Source organism: Rhodopirellula europaea 6C (assembly GCF_000338295.1).
Classification (GTDB): Bacteria; Planctomycetota; Planctomycetia; order Pirellulales; family Pirellulaceae; genus Rhodopirellula; species Rhodopirellula europaea.
Map to the genome: position 1 here is coordinate 66,463 of NZ_ANMO01000272.1, position 23,481 is coordinate 89,943.

Below are 23,481 nucleotides of genomic sequence, written 5' to 3' on the forward strand. Positions count from 1 at the left end.
AATCACTGATATAACCGATGCTTCATCACACGATGGCCTAGACCACGAGTAACACCAGGAAGCAACTCGAAGTCAAAGCGAGCGTAGAGTTTGATTGCCGCTTCGTTTTTTGGATCGACTAAAAGCAGCAAATACTCCGACGGCTTCTTGCGTTCGCGGTTGAGACTGTTTGCTTCAGCAATCAGATGATTCATGATCTGGCGAGAGTATCGCCACTGCGCGTCCGGAGGCTGCCCCTGAAACCGCCGGTCAATTCCCAGCATTGGAATGTAAAGCAGACTTGTGTAACTACCGTCGGGCAACGGCCAACGCCACCGGACAGTCCCCACGGAACCGTAACCAACGATCTGGCCAGTTGCGTTTCGAAAGAGCCAAACCTTGGTGCCATAGTTCGCGATGGACTCCATCGCGTCTGGCCCGAGAATCCACTCCGTGCAATACCGTCCGTGCTTGGTGTCACGACAAGAGAAGCCGACCAAGTCAACTTGGTCGGCTTCACAGAATTCGTCGGCATAAAGCTGGAACTCACTCACCGTTTTGCTTTACTTCCTTCCATGAAGGCAAACGCTCACCGTGACTGGGCGATTGAGGCTGCGAGTCATCACGCAAAGCGTTCGCCATTGCGTCGCTCATCACTTGCCCATCGCGACCGAACTCGACAACGGAATCTAAGTAATCAACGACTTCGATGTCCGGCCACAATTTACGAACATCAACCTGCAGCGCCACTGCAATCTTCTCAAGCGTCGCACGCTGCGGCCGGCACTTGCGATTCAGCATCTGAGAGATCGCTGGCTGGGTGCATTCGATACGTTCGGCAAGTTGTTTCTGAGTGATGTGCTTGGCCTTCATCAATTTCCGAAGCCGGTCAGCGAACTGAACCTCTTGTGAATTCATCTTTTCGACTTCGGCTTGCAGCGAAGGAAACTTCTCTGCGGCCCCCGCTTCGGACTGCGCAAGGTCCATGCCATAGCGGCCCTCGGTATCCGGCAACAAACGAAACTGATCCAACAGCGTGTGCCATGCTCGGCCCTTGTCGCCGGGAAGAGACTTGGGGTCATCAATGATCGCCATCAACCGTTCCGAATTGGCCCGAAGCTGATCGCTACACTCGGTCAGCGCAGCAATGAACGCTTGCTGTTGGGTCCCGTGCAGCGAAAGGATCATCCGCATCAGAGACGTGTTCGTGTTTTCGAGTGGCGCGTCGGGAGTTTCAGTTCTGCTCATGATGTCGTCTCCACTTCAGGCAATCCAAACGGGTTGTCGTGGCTAATGTGCATCTGCTCCAGCACGACGTTTAATCGCATCTGAAGGATTTCAATCAAAATGTCGGCCACTGGTTCGCCAATTCGGCGAACCCTGTGGTCAAAAACACGTTCTTCACCAAGCTCCCACCAATGCAATTTAAATGCGTTCCGCCGCAGCAATGCTCGCCCAGTCGAGGGGGGGGTAAGATCACAGCTGCATCACGGACAGCAGGCGAACCAGTTCGCACTTTGCTGGAATTTCAATGAGTTGCAAATAAACCACCGACCGATTATAACAAAATTATAAGGCGCTTCGTATGTCTGGCAAATGTTTGCCGGAATTTTCCCTGGTTCACGGCCCTGCACAGTGCCAGGCCCATGAAACTAATTGCCTTAGGGCGATATTTTCGTCGCAAGACGAATCAATGGGATGACGTGACGTGGCATTTGAACCTGGCGGATACGCAGACAAGCTCGGCAACCGATATGAAGGCCGGTGGGTAGCCCGACAGTTGCTGTTGCTACTGTCTGAGCAACTGACATCGATCACTCTTGAATCAGTGGGAGATGATGAGGCGGGTGTCGACCTGTGGGTGACACGACTTGATGGAACGCGAGAAGCACAGCAATGCAAAGCTGAGAACGGAACAAAGTTCAATTGGTCTTTGCGTGATCTCGCCAGTCGCGGCGTGCTTTCTCATCTCAAGTCGCAGTTGCAGCGAGATCCCGCACATCGATTTGCATTCGTTTCCAGTACGCCGGCGAACCAACTGCGTGACCTCTCGCGAAGTGCGTCAGACTCAACGGGAGAAGAGGAGTCTTTCTACAAAGACCAGATAGTCGCTGGCAGCAAAGACAGACAAGACGCATTCGCCGTTTTCTGTGAGTGCTTGAAGCTTCAGGAAAGCGATCCGTGCGATCGAAAAATAGCTTTCGACCTTCTGACCCGAAGTGACTTCCACTTGTTCGCGGATGACCGAGAGCAGCGGGAAGAACTTAAATGGATGGCAAAACAGTCAGTGATCGGTGACAGCGCTGCAGTCATTGCAATATTGGCCAATTTCGCTGAGGAAAATCTCCGCAAAACGATAATCGCGAGTGATGTTCGACAGCACCTGAAACGCTCAGATTTTGAACCACGTGTGCTTTTGGTAGACGAACGGATCACGCCCAGGCTGGATGAGCTAAGCAAAGAATTCAAGGCCTCAATTGGCCCTCATCTCGCTGGAGGCGAAGTGATTCCTCGACAGGAGGTCGATAAGTTAAAGGCAGCCGTCGCTAAACAGGACGTAGATGCGATCGTCTTGCATGGTTCAGCGGGACGGGGAAAGAGCGGTGTTCTTTATCAGCTTTGCCAATCCCTCGATGAGTCTGAGACTCCATACTTGGCAGTGCGTCTCGATCGAAAAACGCCGGTAGATAACCCGATTGCCTTCGGCCAAAAACTTGGACTTCGCGATTCTCCCGTAAACAGTCTTTGCGCAGTAGCTGGTGGTCGTCATTGCATCCTAATCCTGGATCAGTTGGACGCTTTGCGTTGGACGTCAGCTCACGCGAACGAGGGGCTGGACGTTTGCAAAGCGCTGTTGCGTGAAGTTCAGACAATGAGACTGATGGGGAGGCAGATCTCTGTCGTTTTTTCCTGTCGGACTTTTGACTTGGAACATGACCCCCAGATTAAGACTTGGCTCAAGCCGTCTCAGGTATTCAAGCTGCAGAAGGTCGAAGTCAAAGACCTTCCCGAAAAGTCAATTCAAGAGTTTGTCAGCGGCTTCAATGTAGATTATGGCCGTATGACTTCACGTCGTAGAGATCTTCTGCGTTCCGTTCACAATCTCTCGATGTGGGCAGAAGTCATGGAGTCAGAGAACTCGTCGCCCGAGTTCGATTCTGGCTCGGATCTGCTTAGGGCGTTTTGGAAGAATCGTCGACGAGAGCTTGAGAAAGCTGGATTCGCTCCGAGCGAAACCCAACGTATCCTCCACTCAATTGTTGCTCACATGGAGAAGGCAGCTTCCCTAACAGCACCGGCGCGAATCGTTGAGCAGCATGAAGGACTCGCTACGGAATTGCAGACCTTAAACGTCATTCACATCGAACGGCGGTCAATCTCATTCTGCCACCAAAGCCACCTGGACTTCTTGATTGCATCACAAGCTAGTGAATCGATCGAGACGGATGAGCAGTCGATCACCGATTGGCTTGGAAGCCGGTCACAGCAATCACTTTTTCGACGGGAGCAACTGCGCCAGCTCTTGTATTTGCTTGCAGATGAAGATCCCGCCCAGCTCTCTAAGTCCCTCGAATTGCTGATTTCATCGAATGAAGTTCGCTTTCATATCAAGCAACTCGCCATAGAAACTGCCGGACAACTCTGCCCCACTCACGAGTTGAAGGAATTCGTCTTTTCGCTGCTCAATCGGAATGAATGGCGAGACCACGTGTATCGAGATGTCTTTCACAGTAGCGACGATTGGATCGAAGCACTTCACGAGGAGGGGCGTCTCGTCAAGATGCTGCTCGCCGAAGAGTCATCAGATTATGGAACGGCAGAGTGGCTCATCAATTCAGTCGCGAATCGTATTCCGCTGGTAGTCGACTCTGCTCTGGATGCGATTACGAATGCGGGTCTAACCGAGCGAATGTCCAATTTTCTGTTGTTCTCAGACGCCGAGTCGGAATCAGATCGTGTGTTTGAGCACCGGCTCGCGACAATTCCTAGAGCCGTGGAGCCTCCTTACATCCATTGGGAAACGATTTCACAGGTTCGTCCAGATCGAGTGATCGATCTTTTGGCGGCATTTCTCGTAGATTGCTCTCGCAACAAAGAGAAAATTCGTACGGGACGGCGGCTAACTGTCGACCACGGCAACGAAATCAAAGCAATTTGTGCGGCGGCTCGTCGCGTACCATGGCTCGCAACTCGGAAGCTAACGCCAATTCTTGTCGCGTTCGCAAGACGTAAGATTAAGGAACAAAGAGCTTGGAAGAACCGGCAGGAAGGTGACAGTGTCGAGTATCCGCGTACAAAGATCCCAGCGATACTCTTGCGCACGCTGAGCGCTGCCTATGTCGCACTTGCGAGGGAACATCCTTCTCGGTTCATCGATCTCAGTAATCGAATTGAAGGATTGAAATCGCGAAGCGTTCAGGCGTTACTTCTACGAAGTTGGACGGCCTTGCCACCAGACGCCTATGCGGATCAAGCGTTGGAATGGTTGCTCACAAACCGCAATCGACTGCGATGTGGCTCAGAGAGGCGAAAACCTCGCTGGAACGAAGCGGCCGAGTTGATACGACGCATGTCACCTCACTGTTCCGAGGATATTTTTCAGCAACTCGAGAAGACGTTGCAAAGATATCGCGATCCTGATGAAAAGATGCGTGCAGGTTGGTGGTTGAAAAACGCCCGCGAAGGTTATTATCGAAATGGATTTGGAGCGGCCGCATATTTTCTGCTGCCTGCGCTCGATCCCAAGCGACGAAGTTCAGAGGCAACGGGGCGGATCGGTGTACTCAAGCGGAAGTTCGCAGACTATCCAAAGGATCACTTTCTCCGATCCGGACCAAGGGGCGGCATGGTCCGTTCACCTTTGGGAAACGCAGCGACTCGCAGAATTAGCGACAAGCAATGGTTGCGGTTGATAGGAAACAAAAGGATTCCACAACGCGATAGCGTCTCTGCTAAATACGGCAAAAACAGAATCACGGAAGCATCGGTTGAGATGTTTGCGCAAGATTTCGGAATCGCCGCGAAACGCGAGCCAGAGCGATTCGGGAAGTTGGCATTGCGATTTCCAGCTGATTCTCCGCCCGATTACCTTGCTGCGGTCTTTTCAGCATTACAGGAGAAAAAGCCGCCGAATGAAGTACCTGAAGCAGACAGAGATGCTTGGCAGCCAGCCTCCCGAGAATCGATCGATCGCGTATTGGATTCAGTTGGACTATGCGATGATAGCTATTTGATGCGTCAGTTTTGCTGGCTGATACTGAAACGCACGGATCTTGAGCCATCCGAGCGTATCATTTCCCGCTTGGTTGAGTTAACGAGATTCTCTGATCCGCACTACGATACGCCTGACCAAGTGAATCCGAGCGGGGAGTCTAAACGCGAACGCGTTCATCACTTCGAGACCGTGGCAATCAATCATGTTCGAGCACTCGCAGTTTCGGCAATTGGATCGATTCTCTACGAACACGAAAACCTTTTCACGAGATTTGAATCAGCCTTAGAGCCTCTCCTCCGCGATCCACATCCTGCAGTTCGCATGGCCTTGATCGGTGCTTGCCTGCCTATTTGGAATTTCAACCATGCACTTGCCGTAGACTGGTTCATCGAAGCATCGACAAGAGATTTGTGGCCAGCATCTGGAAGGAGTGCCCAGCGGTTGATGAACTGTGCTTTCCCAGAGTTCACTGAGCAGCTAACGCCGTTGATTCAAGAGATGGTTTCATCGGAAGAAGCATGCATTGCAGAGGAGGGAGCCCAGGAATCGACCGCACGTTGGCTATTCTTTGATGTTTTCTTCAAGCTCGTTGAGACCTGTCGCAAAGGAACTGATTCGCAACGACTAGGAGTCGCGAGAATCGTTGCCAATTTTGCGAAAGACGAAAAGTACTCAGAAAAGTGCCTTCCGATTCTCACGGAGATGTGCAACGATCCGAACGAAAAAATTCGCGAAGTCACGGCAAGAGCCTTTCATGACGAGCGGCTATTGGAAATCCCAAATGTTTCGGCCTTCATGTTGCATTTCATTGAATCTAAGGCGTTCGATGACGATCCCGACAGTCTATGTGATGCTTTCCACGACTTCGGCGGATCCCTGACTCAATTTACGGAAGTTGTTTTCGCAACGGTTAAACAAGCGATCAAAATCCAAAGCAGTCCGACGGAAAAGCCCAATCGACGAATAGGCCTGCTGGATCGCCATTTAACCGGAGTAATATTGCGTCTCTACGAACAATCAGGATCGCCGAAAGACACTCATATCCGTGACGCATGCTTGGACGCAATCGACGACATGCTTAAAAATCGGATCGCACCAGCGCGTTCGTTGCTTGAAGAACTCTCCAAGTAGGGCAACTAATGCTGAACTCAAACGCAACTGGCCAAAACTACTGATCCGGTAACGCTGGCACTGCTGGTGGTCGTTGACAACCACCAGAGCGTTTTGTCGAACCGATTCTGCCAGATGCTCGGAGTCGAGGCGTCTGAGGTCGTCATTCGCAACTATTCTCAGCGATGGGGTAGCGCGACCCAAAACGGAAGACTAGCTTTCAACTGGCGAATTATTATGGCTCCACGCCCACTGATCGACTACGTCGCCGCCCATGAAGCATGTCATCTCATCCACAACGACCACTCCGCCGACTTCTGGCGTCTGCTGGAAAGAATCATGCCGGACTACGAATCCCGGCGACTGCAACTAGCGATTAACGGCGCTAAGTTTCAACTGTAACAGGCGTTGAATCGCCGGACACTTCCAAACTGTAACATGCGCTTCGGCACTGTTTGGGTGAATTAACGCTGAGCAAATGAAGACAGGCTCGCTCGCCGAATCACCCGGACACATCCAGGAACTCTCCATTCCTGGTGACCTCGGGGTTCTTGAGGCTCATACGGCTTAAGTGCAGTGCTCACAAGGTTGAACTCACCCTCCTGAACGCAGTTGGGGAGGGTCGGAATGCGAGCGTTCAGCGAAAATTCCGGGGAGGGCAGTGCGTGCCACTACCCATACCCGACCCTCACCCTCGCGTACGCCTGAACGGCGTCGCTCGATCTCTCCCCAAACTTTGTTTCGGAAGAGGTATGCCATGTGAAAATCTGCCAAAAAAACGGTATCAGAAAACTGTACGACCCTTGGTGCACAGGGTTTTGATCACAGGCTGGAAGCCTATACCACTTTCGGTCAGACCAGTTTGGTTTTGCCGGGGATCGCGTACGCGGGTTCCGGAAGGGACGCGTTCATGTCCAGGTTCTCTGGGAACAAACTCAGCGTCGATTCGTTCACCGCGAAGTCCCACGTCACCAGCTTGCCTGTGTAAGCGGCCATGCGTCCGAGCACTGCGGTCAGCGAACTGTCCGCGGTCTCTTTGAATTCGACGATTGGTTTTCCAGCACGAACGCTGTCGACCAATTCCTTGTGTTCTTGTTTGTATGCCGCACCAATGTCGCCCTTCATCGACCACACTTCGTTGCCATCTTTGTCTCGGATCTCAGCACCGCGGTTGAGTCCGTAGATTGTGCAGATGCCTTTGCTGCCATAGATGACATTGGAGTTGTCACTCTGGGCGTTTGGAATTTGACGACACTTGAACGAAACGGTTCGGTTGCCAGGATAGAGGTAGTCGATGCTCATGCTATCCCACATCTCGCTGCCTTCGGGACGAGTGAACCGGCCGCCGCTGCCATAAGCGGATTCAGGCGGACCGCCCATGATCCAGTTGATCGCATCGATGTTGTGAACCGCTTGCTCAGCGATCTGGTCACCCGACAACCAAATGAAATGCATCCAGTTGTAGATTTGGTACTCGGTATCGCTCATGCCCTCTTTGCGAGTCTTGTTCCAAATCCCGTTGCTGCAATAGCGAGCCGTCGCGGAGATGATGTCGCCGATCGCACCATCGTGCAGTCGTTTGATCGCTTCGACGTAATTGGTCTGCCGACGATACTGGGTGCCAGTCACGATCGAGGTCTTGTTCGCGACGGCTTGCTCGTGTGCCTTCACACATACGCGGTAGCCAGCGGGATCAACGCAAGTCGGTTTTTCCGCAAAGACGTGTTTCCCCGCGTCGACCGCTTCGGCGACGTACTGCGGCCGAAAACCAGGAGGTGTCGCGAACAACACGACATCGATTTCGGGGTCATCGAGAATCCGCTTGTAAGCATCAATCCCACCGTACATTTTGCCGGGTTCGACGGAGACTTTGTCACCGTGTCGTTTGGAAAGCGACTCGCAGATTTTGCGAAGCTTGTCGCCTTCCAAGTCCGCGATCGCGGCCAGAGAAACGTTTTCGTTGATGGTGAGCGAATCATTGATCGCTCCGGAACCACGACCACCGGCTCCAATCAATGCCAATCGAATGTGCGAGTTGGGTGAATGACTCACCGACTCAGCAGGCTCCGCCCCGCGAATCGGACGTGCCGCCGAAGTAGCAGCGACTCCCGCGGTCAGAGCCGCGCCGGTGCTCATGAAACGACGGCGGTTGGTTGCCTCGCAGCCGGCGGCGATGTCGCCGTTGGCTGGCGACGTGGTGTTGTTTGGGCGAGTGGTTTTCGGCATGGTCGGCGGGCTCCTGAAGGAGAATGCACGGGAGGGAAGAACTCGAATGTCCTCCCCAGTTTAATGCAATCCCGCCGCCAATTCCGAAATCGTTCCGATACGGGCTGACATCCGCCGTTCGAAACTTGCACGGTACGCGATCAAGCCAAATCCGGCTTTCTGCAGCCGCACCAGCCCAACGCAAGCGAGAGGATCATCGACATCCACGACTTGCGTTGCGGGCCAATGAACCAACCGCTTGCTTACCTCAACTCTCAGAATCTAAGTCCGAAAGCTTGTTTCAGCTCAGGCTTCGTCGAGCAAATCGACAGCTGCGAAGGCCTGACCTTCCAACATTGCCAAGCTGGCTCCGCCACCGGTGCTGACGTGGCTGACATCGTCGGCGAATCCGAGTTGATCCACAGCAGCTGCGCTGTCACCACCGCCGATGATGCTAACGGCATCGCCATCGGCGATTGCTTGAGCGACGGCTTTGGTGCCTTCGTCCATCGGTGGTTTTTCAAACACGCCCATCGGTCCGTTCCAAACGATGGTCTTGGCCGACTTGATGACATCAGCGTACTTCTTCGCGGTTTCAGGTCCGATGTCCAAACCTTCCATGTCGTCAGGAATCTCGCCCGCAGCGACAACCTTCTTGTTGCAACCAGCGATGTTGCCGAAGTCGTCGCCGCAGTGCGTGTCGACGGGAAGCTGCAGCTTGTCGCCGCCCTTTGCCATCAACTCCTTCGCCAAATCGACCTTGTCTTTTTCGACCAACGAATTGCCGACTTTGCCGCCACTGGCCAATGAGAACGTGTAAGCCATCGCACCGCCGATCAAGACCGCGTCGCAGATGCCGAGCAAGTTGTTGATCACGTTGATCTTGTCGCTCACCTTTGCTCCACCCAGGATCGCGACGAAGGGTCGTTCTGGTTTGCTGATTGCATCGGTGAGGTACTGAATTTCTTTGGCGACCAAGTGCCCAACCACGCGTGGCTTGCCTGCCATCGCTTCGGGGACGGCGACCATCGATGCGTCTTTGCGGTGGCAAGTTCCGAATGCGTCGTTGCAGTAGGCGTCGGCCATCGCGGCCAACTTTCCGGCGAACTCAGCGTCGCCTTTCTTCTCACCTGGATTGAAACGCAGGTTTTCCAAAACCAAAACTTCGCCAGCGGCCAATGAGCTCGCCTTGGCCGATGCGTCGTCCCCAACTGTGTCGGTCGCGAAGTGAACGGTGCTGCCGAGCAACTCGCCCAAACGTTTCGCGGCTGGAGCCAGGGAATACTTCTCGTCACCTTCGCCACCAGTCGGTCGTCCCAGGTGGCTCATCAAGATCACTTTGCCACCGCGGTCGATGACGCTCTTGATGCTGGGCAACGCCATGCGAATGCGGCGGTCATCGGTGATGGCGAGCGATTCGTCCAACGGCACGTTGAAGTCGACTCGCATGAGAACGGTTTTGTCTTGAACGTCGATTTGATCAATGGTTTTCTTGGCCATCTGCCGGGAAACTCCGAGGTTGTGTTGGATGAGGTCGATTTCAGCACCAAGTATCGGCCAGCGACCCAATTTCGCGAAGGGGACCGGCGGAACCCCGCTTTTTTCGCGGCAATGCGTGGTCCCCCCGGCGGGAACGTCGCTCCCAAGCGTCTTTTTCTCACGTCGCGCCACCGTCACAACCGAAACAAAGAGAGCGGTGACGATTCGCGTGCGGCTCGTCAACAGCACCGGTCCGCCGTGAGTTTTGGTGGAACTGACACACGTCGACCGGGTCAATTTGGATGGTCATTCGCCACGAGTGATCTTTTTCGCGACGAAAGATGCCTCGAGCCAAACGCTCAGGGCCAATTTCGATCGCAACCGATACCAGCGGGGGTGGTGCGAGTGAGAGCTCGCGCCGGGATTGCAATGCGCCATGGCCAAACGGTCACATCATCGCGAGACACCCTGGTTCGAGACTTCGCGGCCGCCAATGCCGCCGATCGTTCTCTCGTCGGAGCCCGTGTGACAACCGATTCGTTCCCGAAGAACAGTGTCGCCACGACATCGCTGCCGCGCCGATTGGCGCAGGTGCCATTGGTCAGTGCGTTGATGCTGGCGATGGTGTGCAGCGTGGCCTCGGCTCAATCGCCAACGGATTCGGCGCCACGTCGATTTTCGTTGCTGCCCGGTTCCGGATCGCCTCGCGTGGGATCGATGGCACACCGAGAAGAGATCCTCGCGGCGTTGCCGATGGATCGCCTGACCGACGAGGCCAAGCAACGCATTTTGGGCATCGCGGAAAAGCCGACTTTGTTCCGGCGACTTCCATCGCAGATCGTTCCTTGCGACCGAGACATGTTCCTATTCTTGACTCGCAACCCCGACGTCTTGGTTGGGTTGTGGGATCTGATGGGGATCACCCAAGTTCAATCCACTCGCACGGGTCCTTATCAGCTCGACGCCAGCGACGGTGTGGGAACGCTGTGCCGAGTTGATCTTGTTTACGGCGACGCCAACAAACACATCTTTGTGGTGGATGGGTCTTACGACGGCAAAATGACGCCGACCGAAATTCGCGGCAAAGGTGTCTTTGTTCTGGAGTCAACTTACGCGGCGGGCGAAGACGGACGCACCCGAGTTTCAGGCACCCTTGACTGCTTCGTGCAACTCGACAGTCTGGGCATTGACCTGATCGCTCGAACGATGAGTCCCATCATCGGGCGTTCCGCGGACAGCAACTTTGAACAGACCGCACAGTTCATTGCTCAGGTTAGTGAAGCGAGCGAACGAAACCCGTCTGCCATGCTGGACATCGCGGCTCGTTTGCCGCAAGTCAACCAAGCGACTCGGGACGAGTTTTCAAAAACGATCCTGGCCGTCGCGCGACGCGGGCAACAAGTCGCCGCACGCGCTCGCGAAAATTCGGCTCAGTGATTCGAGCTAGAACACTGATTCACGGCGAACACTGATTCAGTTCAGCGGTGCTTCCCACAATCCCAACGCGGGATTTTGCACGAAGTAGAACTCCGATCCGTCGACATCGGTGTGGAAGCCATCCTCTAGCGAATGAACGTCGTAGCGTTTCATCAACGCATCCAGGTCACCCGGCGTGAATCCGACCGAAGCGATCTCTTCATCGGTTAGTTTCCCAGCTGCGTAAACGACCTCGAATCGGTTCTCTGGAGAACCATGGACCAGGTGAGCAGCGGCCGAAGGATCGCCCGCCAGATCTTCGTTTTCGGCCACCAACTGCATCACTTCGGCTTTGGTTCGATAGCCATACTTTCGAATCAGTTGGTCGATACGTGGGTCTTCACCAAACTCTTCCACAGCAGGACCGATGACGGTCAATCGACCGCCGGTCGCGATCGCCTTTCGAGTGCGGTAGATCGCTTTGTTGCCTAGCCACGTGCTTTTGAACTCATCGGGGTCCAGGTAAGCGACCACGTGCTGGGGAGCCTTTGGCAAGTGCGTGATGTTGACCTTGCGAGCAAGTTCAGCGGCGTGAAAGAACGTTTCGTGATCGTCGCCGATGAAAAGACCTCGCGTGTGCTTCGTTCCGTCCTTCATCTGCTGGATCACGGTCAACGCGTAGAGCAAAGGCATGTTGTCGCAGAAGTGATCCGAGGCGTAATTCAGGATCTTTCGCAGCGGCGTGTCAGCGATGCCGAGCGTCTCATCGATTCCAACCATCGCGCTGAGGTAGTGACTCTCGTTGATCCCTGACACGCCGCCGGTGCCGACGAACACGTTCTTGTTGTAGTTCGCCATCCCGATCACTTCGTGAGGCACCACTTGGCCCAACGAGAAAATCAAATCGTGACCGCCATCTCGCAGCATCTTGTTGACCTGTGCGGGCCAGCTTTTGGTGTAGATGCCACCGGTGACTTCGCTGACGAAATCCGCCGGAACCTGCCCCAATTCCACAACGTCCTCTCGCCAACGGTGCGGACGAAACAAATCGTGGGGCACACCAGGAAACATGTGGTCGAGCTGAGCAGGTTTCATTGGCGTGTGCGTGCCGAGCGCCGGCATGATGTCCTTGACTCGATCGCCCAACAATTCGTGGCACAGCACCGTCAGTTCGCCTGCCCGGCTGAACAATCGCGTCGCGTCCGGAGGCAACAACAACACGCGTTCGGGCCGTTTGATCGCGTCAAATGTCTGCTTCAGAGCGTCGCGCAGGTCGTCTGTCGTCAGCGATGTGGTTTCCGATCCAACAGAAAAATAAAGAGTCATTCGGCTCGCTCCAGCGACAATTTTGAAGGGTACAGCACACACTCTCCCCCATTAACCCTAAGATTAGGGGTGGTTCTTCACCAGAACCAAGCCTGTCCTGCTTGCTCAACATGAAAGAGGTAGATGCGATGGCCAAGATCTTACTCGTCGAGGACAGTGCAACCCAGGCGGTAGAAATGACGATGCTACTCCAGGCGGCCAACCACGAAGTTGTCCATGTCGCCAACGGACAGCTCGGTCTTTCGCACCTGAAAGAGCAGGCCCCGGACCTCGTCATTACCGACCTGGAGATGCCTGAAATCAATGGACTTCAGTTGGTGGAGAGCATGCGAGCCAATTTTTCGCACATTCCCAGCATCTTGGTCACCAGCCACGGCAGCGAGGAACTTGCCGCCGAAGCCCTCCGTCGCGGTGCCGCGGGCTACGTACCGAAAACTCGCATGTCGGACTTGCTCAACGACACCATTGTCGATGTGCTCGGCGTCATCCGCAGCGATGCTTCCTACGCGAAATTGATTTCGACGCTGAAGAAAAACGTCTTCGTGTTTGATTTGCCTTCGGACCCTGAATTGATCTCGCCGCTGGTGGGATTGTTGATGCAAGTCAGCGCCGGAATGGAACTCCTTCCCAGCATCGAAATGGTTCGACTGGGCGTTGCCGTTGAACATGCACTGACCAATGCGATGCTACATGGCAACTTGGAAATCCCCCGCGACAAACAACCGAGCCATGGGCAGCTCGCTCGCGAAGGCATGATCAACGACGCGATGAAGGAACGGTTGTCGCAAGAGCCCTACAAGAGTCGCGAGACACACGTGGAGGCCACCGCCTCGGAACATGCCATTCGCATTGTCATCACCGACCAAGGCCCGGGGTTTGACACGTCCAACGTGCCACAAGCCGGTGAACTCGATGCCAGCTCACTAGCCGCCAGTGCCGACGGAGTGGGACAAGCGGACAAACAAGGATTGCTGCTGATTGCCAGCTTCGTTGATCAGATGTGGTTCAATGACGAGGGGAATCAGATCACATTGGTCAAACGTTGCGGTGCCGAGTGAACCGATGAGTAGTGTCTCCGAGTTCCAAACATCCTCGACCTACCGCGCGCTCGCCAATGCGTTGCCGCTGAACTTGCTGATCAAGGCCGCGGATGGACGGCGTGTCTTCGCAAATGACTCGTACCTGAAATGGCGGAGCGTCACCTGGCAAGATCTCGCCGGCAAACACGACGAAGATCTCTTCCCACCAGAGATCGCCCGTAAATACCGCGAAGACGACCAGAAGGTCATGCAAACGGGCGAGTCACTGCACAGCGTCGAGTCAGCAAAACTGTCAGACGGCTCAATCGGATGGATCGAGCGTGTCAAAACAGCGGTTCATGATCATCATGGCAATTTGCTCGGTGTGCAGGTTCTATTCTGGGACGTGACCGCGAAAGTCGAAGAAGAAAAGGCGACGCAGTTCGAACAGTCGTTGCTGAAAACGCTCCTCGCCAATATTCCCGATTCGATCTACTTCAAAGACATCGACAGCCGTTTCATTCGTGTCAGCCGAGCAATGGCAATGAAGTTCGGGAGGGCCAGTGTGGATGAAGTTCATGGCCGAACCGACGCGGACATTTTCACCCCCGAGCACGCCGAAGGTGCACGGCTGGACGAACTCCGTGTGATCGAAACAGGCGAGGCACTGGTTGACCGAGTCGAACGCGAAACATGGCCGGATCGAGAAGACACGTGGTGCATGACGACCAAAATGCCGCTGCGGAGTGACACCGGCGAAATCATCGGCACGTTTGGAATTTCCCGCGACATCACGGACCTCAAACGTTCCGAAGCCGCACTTCATGAAGCGGTCCGAATGGCCGACGCCGCGAACCGTTCCAAGAGCGAATTCCTGGCGAACATGAGCCACGAGATTCGCACGCCGATGAACGCTCTGATTGGAATGGCGGATCTGCTGTCACAAACCAAGCTCGATGCGGACCAACAAGACTACGTTCAAATTATCCAGGAATCGTCCAATGGTTTGCTTCGGCTGATCAACGACATCCTCGATTTCTCCAAGATCGAAGCTCGACGACTCGAATTGGAATCGGTCCCATTCTCGCTCAGTAAAACGATTGAATCGACACTCCGATCGTTTTCGTTCAAAGCATCCGAAAAAGGACTGGAACTGCAATGCGATATCTCGCCGGAACTCCCCGATCGATTGATCGGTGACCCGGGACGGGTCCGCCAAGTGCTGACCAATCTGATCGGCAACGCGATCAAGTTCACCGACCACGGTGGCGTCCGCGTGCGAGTCGAAGTGCTGCGCCGCGAAGAACCCGACGATCGTGATCTCGCCGCAACTTCCAACGGTCGCGAATCACCCGAACGCGATGACATGGTCGAACTTCGATTGAGCGTTTGCGATTCGGGTATCGGGATCCCTCCCGCTCAACAGGACGCGGTTCTGAATCCGTTCACACAAGCCGATGCTTCCACAACGCGACGTTTTGGTGGCACCGGCCTCGGCTTGAGCATCAGTCGCCAACTGGTGGAATTGATGGGCGGTGAACTGCGGTTAAAAAGCGAAGTTGGTGTAGGCACCACGTTTTCGTTCCAGCTCAAAATGCCAGTTTGCCCAGAGTCAATGCCGAGCGAAGACGACGACGAAGAGGAAGACCTCGGTGGCCCCGCTCGCCAACGACTCGCTCCACTGCATGTCTTGGTCGCCGAAGATGGAGTCACCAACCAACACGTCATTGCCGGTTTGCTTCGTTCGCTCGGCCACAAGTGTTCCATCGCAAGCGACGGTCGTGAAACGTTGACCAAGTGGCGATCCGATTCGTATGACGTCGTGTTGATGGACATGCACATGCCCGTGATGGATGGATTGGAAGCGACACGTGCCATCCGGCAAGAGGAATGGGGCACCGAACGTCATACGCCGATCGTTGCTCTGACCGCCGCGGCTATGAGCGAAGACGCTGCCGCCTGTCGCGAAGCGGGGATGGACAGCTACCTCACCAAACCAATCCACAGCCGCAAACTTCGTGACGCGTTGGCACCCTACCAACGAGAGTTGCCACCCACCGACGATGGATCGCGCGACGAGACATTGGAACAAGCTTTTTCACCAGACGTCCATCTGGCAACCGAACAGGACTCGACCACGATCAACGCTGCTCACGCCGCGTTCCCGTCGATGGGTTCGACCTCCGATGCGATCTCGCTCTCGCCGGAAAACATTGGGTGCCTGGATCTTGATTCAGCCCGATCACGCATCCCCGGCGGAACGGCCGGCGTCCTGCGGTTGGCATTTGTATTCCGAACCGAATGCGCACAGCTGGTGGAGCAACTCAGCAAGGAAATTCCCGCCGGTCTAAACGATGAAGCACGTCGGAACGCTCACACTCTAAAAGGAGCCTGCGGACTGCTCGGTGCCAAACAACTTCAAGAAGCAGCCGAACGCATCGAGGCAGCCGGCCGAGAAAATCGCGTACAAGAATCGCCTGAACTGCTCGCCGATTTGCAACACGAAGCCGAACGAGTCCTGCGAGCGATCGACGAACTGCTCAGCCAATCCGACAACGCCGATCAACCGAAGTGAGTTTTGATCGCAGCGGATAAGTGAACTCGCGTGACGAACCGCAACGACTACAAATTCCTCAATCGCTTTGCGTTTGCCGGCGTGTCGGCCCAAGCGGGATCGATCGTCTGTCCCGCCCGCGCCGCAGCGATCAAATGATCGACCAAAACTTCGGTTGACTCACCGCGAATTTCGGAGATTTGCTGCAACGTGTAGCCGTCCCGGCATAGCTTCCAGGTCCAGTACTCGTTTCGCCACGCGGATGGATCAACGACCTTTTCTGCGGGGCGATCAGCAGCAGGACTCGGTTGTGGATCGACAGCGGGTGACTCGGCGGGCTCGCTCCTTTCCACCCGATGGTTCGAAGGCGGCGTGGCTGATTTTGGTGGGCAGTCGATCTCGTGCTCGGCCAGAGTATTGGCGATCAACTCCAACAGATCGCTGCCGTACGCCTCAATGAACTCGCTGGAAATTCCTGACACGGCTTCCAACTGCGTCGCATTGGCGGGCTTGGATTGGATCACTCGTTTGATCGTGGACTCGGACAGAATCCGGTGCGGCGCGACATTCAACGCCGCCGATCGTTTGCGGCGAAAACGCTTGATCCGGTCCGAAAGATCTTGGTCGAGCAACTCCTCGGCATCATTCGATGTCAATGGCTCTGCCGCGACCACGCTCGCTTCGGATTTGGATCTTTCCTGCTGTGACGATGGTCGCTCAGGTTGCTTCGGCGCAACATCCACCGCCGCCGAGACGGGTGGTTCGATGTCACCAGGCTCTTCCTCGGCGACATCCCCAGATTCGATCTTGCTGGCGACCTTTGCCAGCTTCTTCGCAAGCGGAAACTTCAACTGTAAAGATGGTGGCAACGGCACGTGCCCATTCATCACTTGCCGACCGAGGTCCGTCATGTGCACGGTTGGTCGCCGCTCGTTCAATTCTTTCTGGTCCAACAACCCAACGGTCAATAACGAATCCATCGCGTCGGTCAGTTCACCTTGCTTCATGCCCGTCAGCATGCCGTAGGTACTCAGTCGACTCAGCCGCAACTGCGTCACCTTCTTGTTCTTTGAACCAGCGAGCATCTGCGCGATCAGGTTCTTCCCCAATCGTCCGTGTGTTCGGGTGACTCCGCTGAGGATGACACGAATGGCGGTTGTCAGGGCGGCCATGTCGATGCCCGCTTGCTCGCTCAGAGCCCCCACCGAACCACTCTCTCCAAGCGTCTTCGCCGTCGTCAAATTCGAAGCTAACTTCGACGGATCGACCTTGGGCATGCAATCGCCGGCCGGATCGCAGTGGTCGCACCGGCCACAATTTTCCGCGTTCGGATCACCAAAGTAATTCAGAATGACATGCTGCCGACACGATGTTGAACGAGCGAACTGGATCACAGAATCCAATTTTTCGTACTCGGCTTGCTTGCGTCGGGTCAGCTCTTCGAAGTCGATCTTCAACTGATTGAATGGAACATCCCGCCGCATGATGTGAACGGCACGCCCACGAAACGGCGGGATGTAATCGAAGGACTTCAGCTTCGTCAGTTCCCGCAGCGTTCGCGTCAATTGAACTCTTTCCACGCCAGCCCGCGTCGCCAAATAGCTCAATCGAACAAAGACGTCTTCGCCGCGGCGAGGTCCCACAATCTTCTCGATCGCAGTCATGACCTGACGTTTCAACTTGGCTTCACGCGGCAAGAAATCAAGCAACGTCGGCACGTCGCTATCGATTCGCAGCACCGCTTGGTTGGCACTGGCGTCCAAACGTCGAAGAGCACCTGCCTTGGACAGCAACGTTTCCGAAGTCCCGATCGCTTCGCTGCCGTCGCGAACACCAATCGCTTCCCGCACCTGATCCAATGTCAGCTCGATGGGGTCTTCTTCGCGCGACAGCAGGTACTCGTAGACCTTCTTCACCGTTTCTCGCGATGGGTAGCGATTCTCGATGAAGAACTCTTGGATCTGGCGATCGGAATAGGCGAACAACAGCAAACACTGGCTCATACCACCATCGCGTCCGGCGCGGCCTGCTTCTTGATAGTACGCCTCCAACGAACCCGGCATGTTGTAGTGCACCACAAACCGGATGTCCGATTTATCGATGCCCATCCCAAAAGCGTTGGTCGCGACGATCGCGGACAAGTCGCCTTTCATGAACGACTCTTGCACACGGCGTCGCTCGTCCGGATGCATGCCAGCGTGATACACGCCGACTTTGCGTCCCGTCTTTTCCGGCAACCATTCGGCAATCTCTTCGCAACGTTTGCGTGTCGCACCGTAGATGATGCCGGCACCGGGTTGCTTCGCCAGATAATCACGCAGTGCGTTCTGCTTGGCGACATCGTTGTTGCACGGCGTGACCGAGAACCGCAAATTGGTTCGTGCAAAACCGGTTACAAACACGCGAGGTTGTTTCAGGTTCAACAACTCGCAAATGTCATCGCGAACCGTCGGCGTTGCCGTCGCGGTCAATCCGATCGTTTGCACGCCGCCCAAATAGCGATCGCGAAATCGCCCGAGCCGCGAATAGTCGGGGCGAAAGTCATGTCCCCATTCGCTCACGCAGTGTGCTTCGTCGACTGCCAACAAACTCACGTTGGCTTTGGGAACCACGTCTAAGAAACGACCGTTCCGCAATCGTTCGGGAGCCACATAAATGAGGTCCAACTTCCCCGCGGCCATTTCTTCCATGACCGATTCTTGCTGGCCGGGCGATTGCGTGCTGTTGAGCAATCGAGCTTGGATGCCTCGCCGCTGAAGGGTGTCGACCTGATCCTTCATCAACGCGATCAGCGGTGAAACGACAATCGTGGTTCCTTCGCGAGCCAGCGACGGCAGCTGATAGCAAAGACTCTTTCCGCCTCCGGTTGGCATCACGCAAAGACAATCCGTCCCGGCTGCCAATGCATCGACCACATCACGTTGGCCGGGCCGAAACTCTTTCAGACCAAAGCGTGGCAGCAGCGATTCAGGATCAATGGACGGATTGGAATTGGATGCGAGAGACGACATCCGATCTTTCGTTCGGTGGGTAAGTGGCGGGCAAAAATGATTCGCGTCCCAGCGACGCATCGCCATCTTCCGCGATGCGGCCCGTTTTTGCCACCTCGAACTGACTCGATACGCTCAGAGCTCGCCTTCTCTGCCGGCGCACAAAAAAACCACCCCGCTGAAGAACAAGCGGGATGGCTTTTTGAATCTCAATTCGTGCGGGTCGATTACGACTTCGCAGGTGCTTGCTGTTGTTGCAGGCCTGGACGAACGCGTTTGTTGATGTCCGTTTCCAGAACACCGAAGACGGATTCGTGACGGGCAACCGACATTTGCAAAGCAGCGAGCAAACGTTTCGCGGTGAAGAAGTTCACGATGATACGTTGCTTGACTTGGATGGGGTCCTTTGGCACACCGATCGGCTGTGGGTTCAGACCGAAGTCGATGATCAACTCTTCGGGCGAACCAGTCACGCGGCAGAAGTTCGCGTAGGTTGCGACGGCGTTGTCGTCGTTAACCTGAACTTGAACTGGGGCCTGAGCTTGAGTTTGTGCTTTCTCAGCGGGAGCGGCCTTCTCTGCGGCGGGGGCTTCAGCCGTCTTGGTTTCGTCTGCCATCAAATTCTCCAAAAAATCAAAAGGGAAACAGGTAAGTTGAGATTCGCGTGTTTGGGGCCAATGTAATGATCCCCCCCAACGTCGCAACGCGAAAGCGACTAGCAGGGATCAAGAATCCGTTTTTTTGTTTGTCTTCAAAAACCAAACGTTAAACCACGTCAAATGGAAAGGATGGTGGAAGCCTAGCTCACTCCGAAGGGGTTGAGAGAAAAGTATCGGGACCTTTTGTGCAAAGCGGTCGGTGGGTCGTACCGGCAATAACACCTGACTCTCTTTTCTACTTGTCCACTCAGAAGTCAAAGTTAAAAGTTTTAATGATCACTCGCCATAAACGTGAACCAAGCGACATGGGGTCCACATGAACCTTGGCTGCACCGCGGTATCCGGGTCGCAATGGCATCTCGATTCCATCGATCGGCACGCGAGCTTGATACGAAACACTACGAGGTTTGATTTGTCCGGTTTTGGGATCGATCTCGGTTTGCAAGCTGCCGCCTGTTTGGCTCGACATCGAAGCCGAGGCGGCCTCCAGTGGTTTTTTGGAGATCTCTTCGATTGAACCGTGGAACGTTTCCAATCGCCGCGAATCGAGCTTCAGATCCACCTCTTGCGATTCGCGAACCAGTTGCCGGTCACCTTGATCGATGATCAGCACCGCTTCGAATGCTTCCGGCGAACCAATCTCACAGATCAAATCATCCGCCGTCAGCAACGCTCCTCGGTTTCGTTCTTGAAGCGGTGTCCCACTCCAACTTGGTAGACGCCCATCACCAGGATCTTGTTCCTTCTTTTCTGGTGGAGGAAGCACAAAACCATCCCGTTTGGCTCGCACGGTCAAACGGTCCAGTTCTTCTTGAGTCTTGGCAAGCAACGCTTCGATCGAGTCCAGCATTTCTTCCTGAGTTTCGATCTGAATCTTTGCGGATGCATCGTCCAATCGACGCGACTTCAAGTTCGCAAGTTGCACTTGGGCAAGCTTGCGTTCACCGTGAAGGTCAGCCAAACGAATTTCAAGTTCTGGATTCTTCAGCAATGCAATCGTGTCGCCAGTGCTGACGAGAGTCCCAACCGGCACGGTTTCTTCCACACGTCCAACGACGCCGGCGTAAACCATTCCAGCACGACTGGGACGGATTTCGAATGCCGCATCAATGTGGTGAGGCAAAGGGATGTAGCACACCGCGGCGATGACCACGCCCAACACGGCGAGCGATGTTAACAACGGTCCGCGTTTCACTTTTGACAATCTCCCAGGAGTGCGGATGAATTTCCACGTTTGAATGACGGGTTGAGCGACCAAGCCCGAGAAGCCAATCACGGCCAAAATCCGGCCAAGTGCTTGCAAGCCATAAGGCTCAAGAACCTGCATCACGAACCATACGATCGAAAAGACCACCACCCAGCGATAAATCACACTGGCGACGGTGAACATTCCAAACATGAATTGGTTGCGTGTGGGCAGGAATGGATCGTCCTGCAATTCCAAACCCAAGCAAGTGGTTTGGAACCAACGCTTGAGAACTTCCGTGCTCTTTTGGCGGAGGTTAGGGATCTCCAGATAATCCATCATGATGTAGTAGCCGTCGAACCGGAGCAACGGATTCCCGTTGACCAAGATCGTGCTGACAACGTTCAAGAACATCATGTTCAAACACAAGTCATTGATCGTCGTCCCCGGTTCACTGAAGAACCAAACGAACGCCGCAATCGACGCCAGGATCATCTCGACATAGATCCCGCCGGCACCAATCCAAATTCGTTTCCACTTGTTCGGCAACATCCACGAGTCGGACACGTTGCAGTACAAGCAAGGCGTGAACACCAACAGCATGAAGCCGATTTCGTGACACTCACCACCGAATTTCTTGCAACTCAGACCGTGACCAAATTCGTGAATGACTTTCACGATCGCCATTGTCGCGGCCAAGATGATCCAACGATCCGCAGCAAAGAACTGGTGGAACGTCGGCAGTTTCGCGTAAACCGTTTGATACTGCGTCGCCAGCAGCAAAGACGCCGCCAACAGCAACCCAGCGAAGAAGATCAACGCCGGGACAGTGAAAATCCATCCAAAGATCGGCAACATCCGATTGAGAATCTTCTCGGGATCGATCCCGCGAAAACGGACGGCGAAGACGTTGGACATCTTCCCCATCAACTCTTTGTTCTTTTTCTTCCGCCCGCGTTCTCGAAGCGACTTTCCCTGACCAGGCGAATTGCTGATCACCAAACCGCTGCGGTGCAACATTCCGATGAACTGCTGCAAATCACCAAACGTGATCTTTTGCGGTGCGAATCGTTGCTCAAAACCGTCTTTGATTTGCTGCAAACTGACATGCCCATCCAGCATGTTCAGGATGAAATACTCTTCGTCGTGAAAACGAAAGTACTGCAATCCCACCGGCTCTTTGACCACCCAATACCCTTGTCCTTGGTAGTGGTGGCGGCTGGCGGTCAAGTCAGGACGTCGGCGCACCGTCAGTGCACGTGACGAACTGCTTACCAGTGATTCAGCCAGAGTGGTCATGGGGCCAGGTGTCGAATGAGAAGATCAGGAAGAGATGAGCAACAGGTAAAATCGGGCACGGGCAAGCGTGCTAGAAATCATTGAAAGATGATTTCTGCCTCCATCCCTGGCTTGATCATCCAATTGCCGTTGCTGTCCTTTTGATTGTCCACGTCGACCCAAATGCGATACCGTTTTTGTCCGTCGACCTCACTGCTGACAAATCCCAGCGGAGCATTTACTTCGAAGTTCTGGTCGGGATTCGCCGTGTTGAAAACGCGAACCAACACAGGTGCTCCCGCACGAACGGCACCGTTGGATGCCAACGCGTCGATGTCACCACCGACTCGAACTCGGTCGAGCTGAACCAACGTTGCGATTGGCGAACCAGGCTGCACCCATTCGCCAAGCTGGGCGATTCGCATTTCGATGTAACCATCGAACAATGCGGTGATGCGACGACGGTCCAGTTCGAATTCGGCGATTTCTCGCTCACTACGCTTCGCGATGTACTGTGCTTCGGCAATCTTCTTTTGCATTTCCGCCAAGTCGATCCGAAGCAACGCACGAATGGCTTCGAGCACCTTCTTCTTCATCTCGTAATAAGGCGTGGCTCCCTTTTCGTAGAGCTCGCGGAACGATTCCGCTTCGGCTCGAGCCAACTCTTCGTTGTTGCGAGCGTCCTTCAAGTTGACTTCGTTGGCCGCGTTGAGCTGAGCCTCTTTCTCTTCGGCCTTTTTGAATTCGAGTGCCAAACGAGCGGAGGTGTCATCGACCAAGGCGAGCAGATCGTCTTTCGCGACGGTCATCCCTTCTTCGATGGGCAATTCAACCAACTTGCCTTCCACCTCGGCGGGAATGTCAACCTTGCGGATGTATCGAACTTGGCAATACTTCGCGACCAATGGGGACTCGCCCCTCAGGCTAGCTTGTGCCGTGGCGGGCTCAGCGTTGATTGCGGAGACGCAAACGCCAGCCAATACAGCAACGATCAATCGCCAGGATTTCATCAAAGGGATCTCGTGGTGGAGGGACAAGGAGAGAAGATTCAATAGAGAAGAGAAG

The 23,481-nt window shown here is 54.7% G+C and carries 14 protein-coding genes; 5 read left to right on the plus strand and 9 right to left on the minus strand.

Features of this window, described 5'->3' with window-relative positions:
* Positions 1 to 2: 2 nt before the first annotated feature.
* Together RE6C_RS29120 and RE6C_RS29125 are read right to left on the minus strand one after the other, a co-directional pair.
* Positions 3 to 533: a GNAT family N-acetyltransferase gene (locus RE6C_RS29120; protein WP_008662599.1), complete on the minus strand. Its 531-nt coding sequence runs from the start codon at positions 531 to 533 to the stop codon at positions 3 to 5.
* A complete protein-coding gene (locus tag RE6C_RS29125) occupies positions 526 to 1,227 on the minus strand; it encodes a helix-turn-helix domain-containing protein (protein WP_008662600.1) in 702 nt (233 codons plus the stop codon). The genes RE6C_RS29120 and RE6C_RS29125 overlap by 8 nt, the downstream gene beginning before the upstream one ends.
* A 460-nt stretch (positions 1,228 to 1,687) precedes the next feature.
* Here RE6C_RS29125 and RE6C_RS29135 point away from each other — a divergent pair, with 460 nt between their 5' ends.
* Together RE6C_RS29135 and RE6C_RS29140 are read left to right on the plus strand one after the other, a co-directional pair.
* A complete protein-coding gene (locus RE6C_RS29135) occupies positions 1,688 to 6,325 on the plus strand; it encodes an NACHT domain-containing protein (protein WP_008662602.1) in 4,638 nt (1,545 codons plus the stop codon).
* Between the two features lie 66 nt (positions 6,326 to 6,391).
* Entirely contained in the window at positions 6,392 to 6,706 is a 315-nt protein-coding gene (locus RE6C_RS29140; protein WP_261340138.1) for a M48 metallopeptidase family protein, read from the plus strand.
* A 450-nt stretch (positions 6,707 to 7,156) separates the two neighbouring features.
* Here the strand turns inward: RE6C_RS29140 and RE6C_RS29145 are convergent, their stop codons facing one another.
* Positions 7,157 to 8,530: a Gfo/Idh/MocA family protein gene (locus tag RE6C_RS29145; RefSeq protein ID WP_008662606.1), complete on the minus strand. Its 1,374-nt coding sequence runs from the start codon at positions 8,528 to 8,530 to the stop codon at positions 7,157 to 7,159.
* 285 nt (positions 8,531 to 8,815) lie between these two features.
* Positions 8,816 to 10,009: a phosphoglycerate kinase gene (locus RE6C_RS29150; protein ID WP_039963847.1), complete on the minus strand. Its 1,194-nt coding sequence runs from the start codon at positions 10,007 to 10,009 to the stop codon at positions 8,816 to 8,818.
* Positions 10,010 to 10,417: 408 nt separating this feature from the next.
* On the opposite strand from RE6C_RS29150, the gene RE6C_RS29155 reads away from it, so the two are divergent.
* Positions 10,418 to 11,425: a hypothetical protein gene (locus tag RE6C_RS29155; protein WP_008662613.1), complete on the plus strand. Its 1,008-nt coding sequence runs from the start codon at positions 10,418 to 10,420 to the stop codon at positions 11,423 to 11,425.
* A gap of 36 nt (positions 11,426 to 11,461) precedes the next feature.
* Here RE6C_RS29155 and RE6C_RS29160 read toward each other — a convergent pair whose 3' ends face one another.
* A complete protein-coding gene (locus tag RE6C_RS29160; protein WP_008662614.1) occupies positions 11,462 to 12,730 on the minus strand; it encodes a nickel-dependent putative hexonate epimerase in 1,269 nt (422 codons plus the stop codon).
* Between the two features lie 128 nt (positions 12,731 to 12,858).
* Here RE6C_RS29160 and RE6C_RS29165 point away from each other — a divergent pair, with 128 nt between their 5' ends.
* Both RE6C_RS29165 and RE6C_RS29170 read left to right on the plus strand, forming a co-directional pair.
* Complete coding sequence (locus RE6C_RS29165; RefSeq protein WP_173401849.1) at positions 12,859 to 13,788, plus strand: ATP-binding response regulator; 930 nt, start codon at positions 12,859 to 12,861, stop codon at positions 13,786 to 13,788.
* A gap of 4 nt (positions 13,789 to 13,792) precedes the next feature.
* On the plus strand, positions 13,793 to 16,324 hold the full coding sequence (locus tag RE6C_RS29170; RefSeq protein WP_039963850.1) for a PAS domain-containing hybrid sensor histidine kinase/response regulator: 2,532 nt from the start codon (positions 13,793 to 13,795) through the stop codon (positions 16,322 to 16,324).
* A gap of 47 nt (positions 16,325 to 16,371) precedes the next feature.
* Here RE6C_RS29170 and RE6C_RS29175 read toward each other — a convergent pair whose 3' ends face one another.
* The 4 genes from RE6C_RS29175 to RE6C_RS29190 all read right to left on the minus strand — a co-directional run bounded on the left by RE6C_RS29175 (position 16,372) and on the right by RE6C_RS29190 (position 23,426).
* Positions 16,372 to 19,380, minus strand: a complete 3,009-nt coding sequence (locus RE6C_RS29175) for a RecQ family ATP-dependent DNA helicase (protein WP_008662618.1) — start codon at positions 19,378 to 19,380, stop codon at positions 16,372 to 16,374.
* A 140-nt stretch (positions 19,381 to 19,520) separates the two neighbouring features.
* Entirely contained in the window at positions 19,521 to 19,922 is a 402-nt protein-coding gene (locus RE6C_RS29180) for a DUF3467 domain-containing protein (protein WP_007328015.1), read from the minus strand.
* 277 nt (positions 19,923 to 20,199) lie between these two features.
* Positions 20,200 to 22,437, minus strand: coding sequence for a hemolysin D (locus tag RE6C_RS29185; protein ID WP_315850974.1), 2,238 nt, complete (start codon positions 22,435 to 22,437; stop codon positions 20,200 to 20,202).
* Positions 22,438 to 22,514: 77 nt separating this feature from the next.
* Positions 22,515 to 23,426: an efflux RND transporter periplasmic adaptor subunit gene (locus tag RE6C_RS29190; protein ID WP_008662625.1), complete on the minus strand. Its 912-nt coding sequence runs from the start codon at positions 23,424 to 23,426 to the stop codon at positions 22,515 to 22,517.
* Positions 23,427 to 23,481: the final 55 nt, after the last annotated feature.

Bases quoted from the DNA above. Each gene is read 5' to 3' on its own strand.
- RE6C_RS29145 (WP_008662606.1), bottom strand. From the start codon at position 8,530: ATGCCGAAAACCACTCGCCCAAACAACACCACGTCGCCAGCCAACGGC.
- RE6C_RS29155 (WP_008662613.1), top strand. From the start codon at position 10,418: ATGCGCCATGGCCAAACGGTCACATCATCGCGAGACACCCTGGTTCGA.
- RE6C_RS29190 (WP_008662625.1), bottom strand. From the start codon at position 23,426: ATGAAATCCTGGCGATTGATCGTTGCTGTATTGGCTGGCGTTTGCGTC.
- RE6C_RS29125 (WP_008662600.1), bottom strand. From the start codon at position 1,227: ATGAGCAGAACTGAAACTCCCGACGCGCCACTCGAAAACACGAACACG.
- RE6C_RS29185 (WP_315850974.1), bottom strand. From the start codon at position 22,437: ATGACCACTCTGGCTGAATCACTGGTAAGCAGTTCGTCACGTGCACTG.
- RE6C_RS29170 (WP_039963850.1), top strand. From the start codon at position 13,793: ATGAGTAGTGTCTCCGAGTTCCAAACATCCTCGACCTACCGCGCGCTC.
- RE6C_RS29165 (WP_173401849.1), top strand. From the start codon at position 12,859: ATGGCCAAGATCTTACTCGTCGAGGACAGTGCAACCCAGGCGGTAGAA.
- RE6C_RS29160 (WP_008662614.1), bottom strand. From the start codon at position 12,730: ATGACTCTTTATTTTTCTGTTGGATCGGAAACCACATCGCTGACGACA.
- RE6C_RS29175 (WP_008662618.1), bottom strand. From the start codon at position 19,380: ATGGCGATGCGTCGCTGGGACGCGAATCATTTTTGCCCGCCACTTACC.
- RE6C_RS29150 (WP_039963847.1), bottom strand. From the start codon at position 10,009: ATGGCCAAGAAAACCATTGATCAAATCGACGTTCAAGACAAAACCGTT.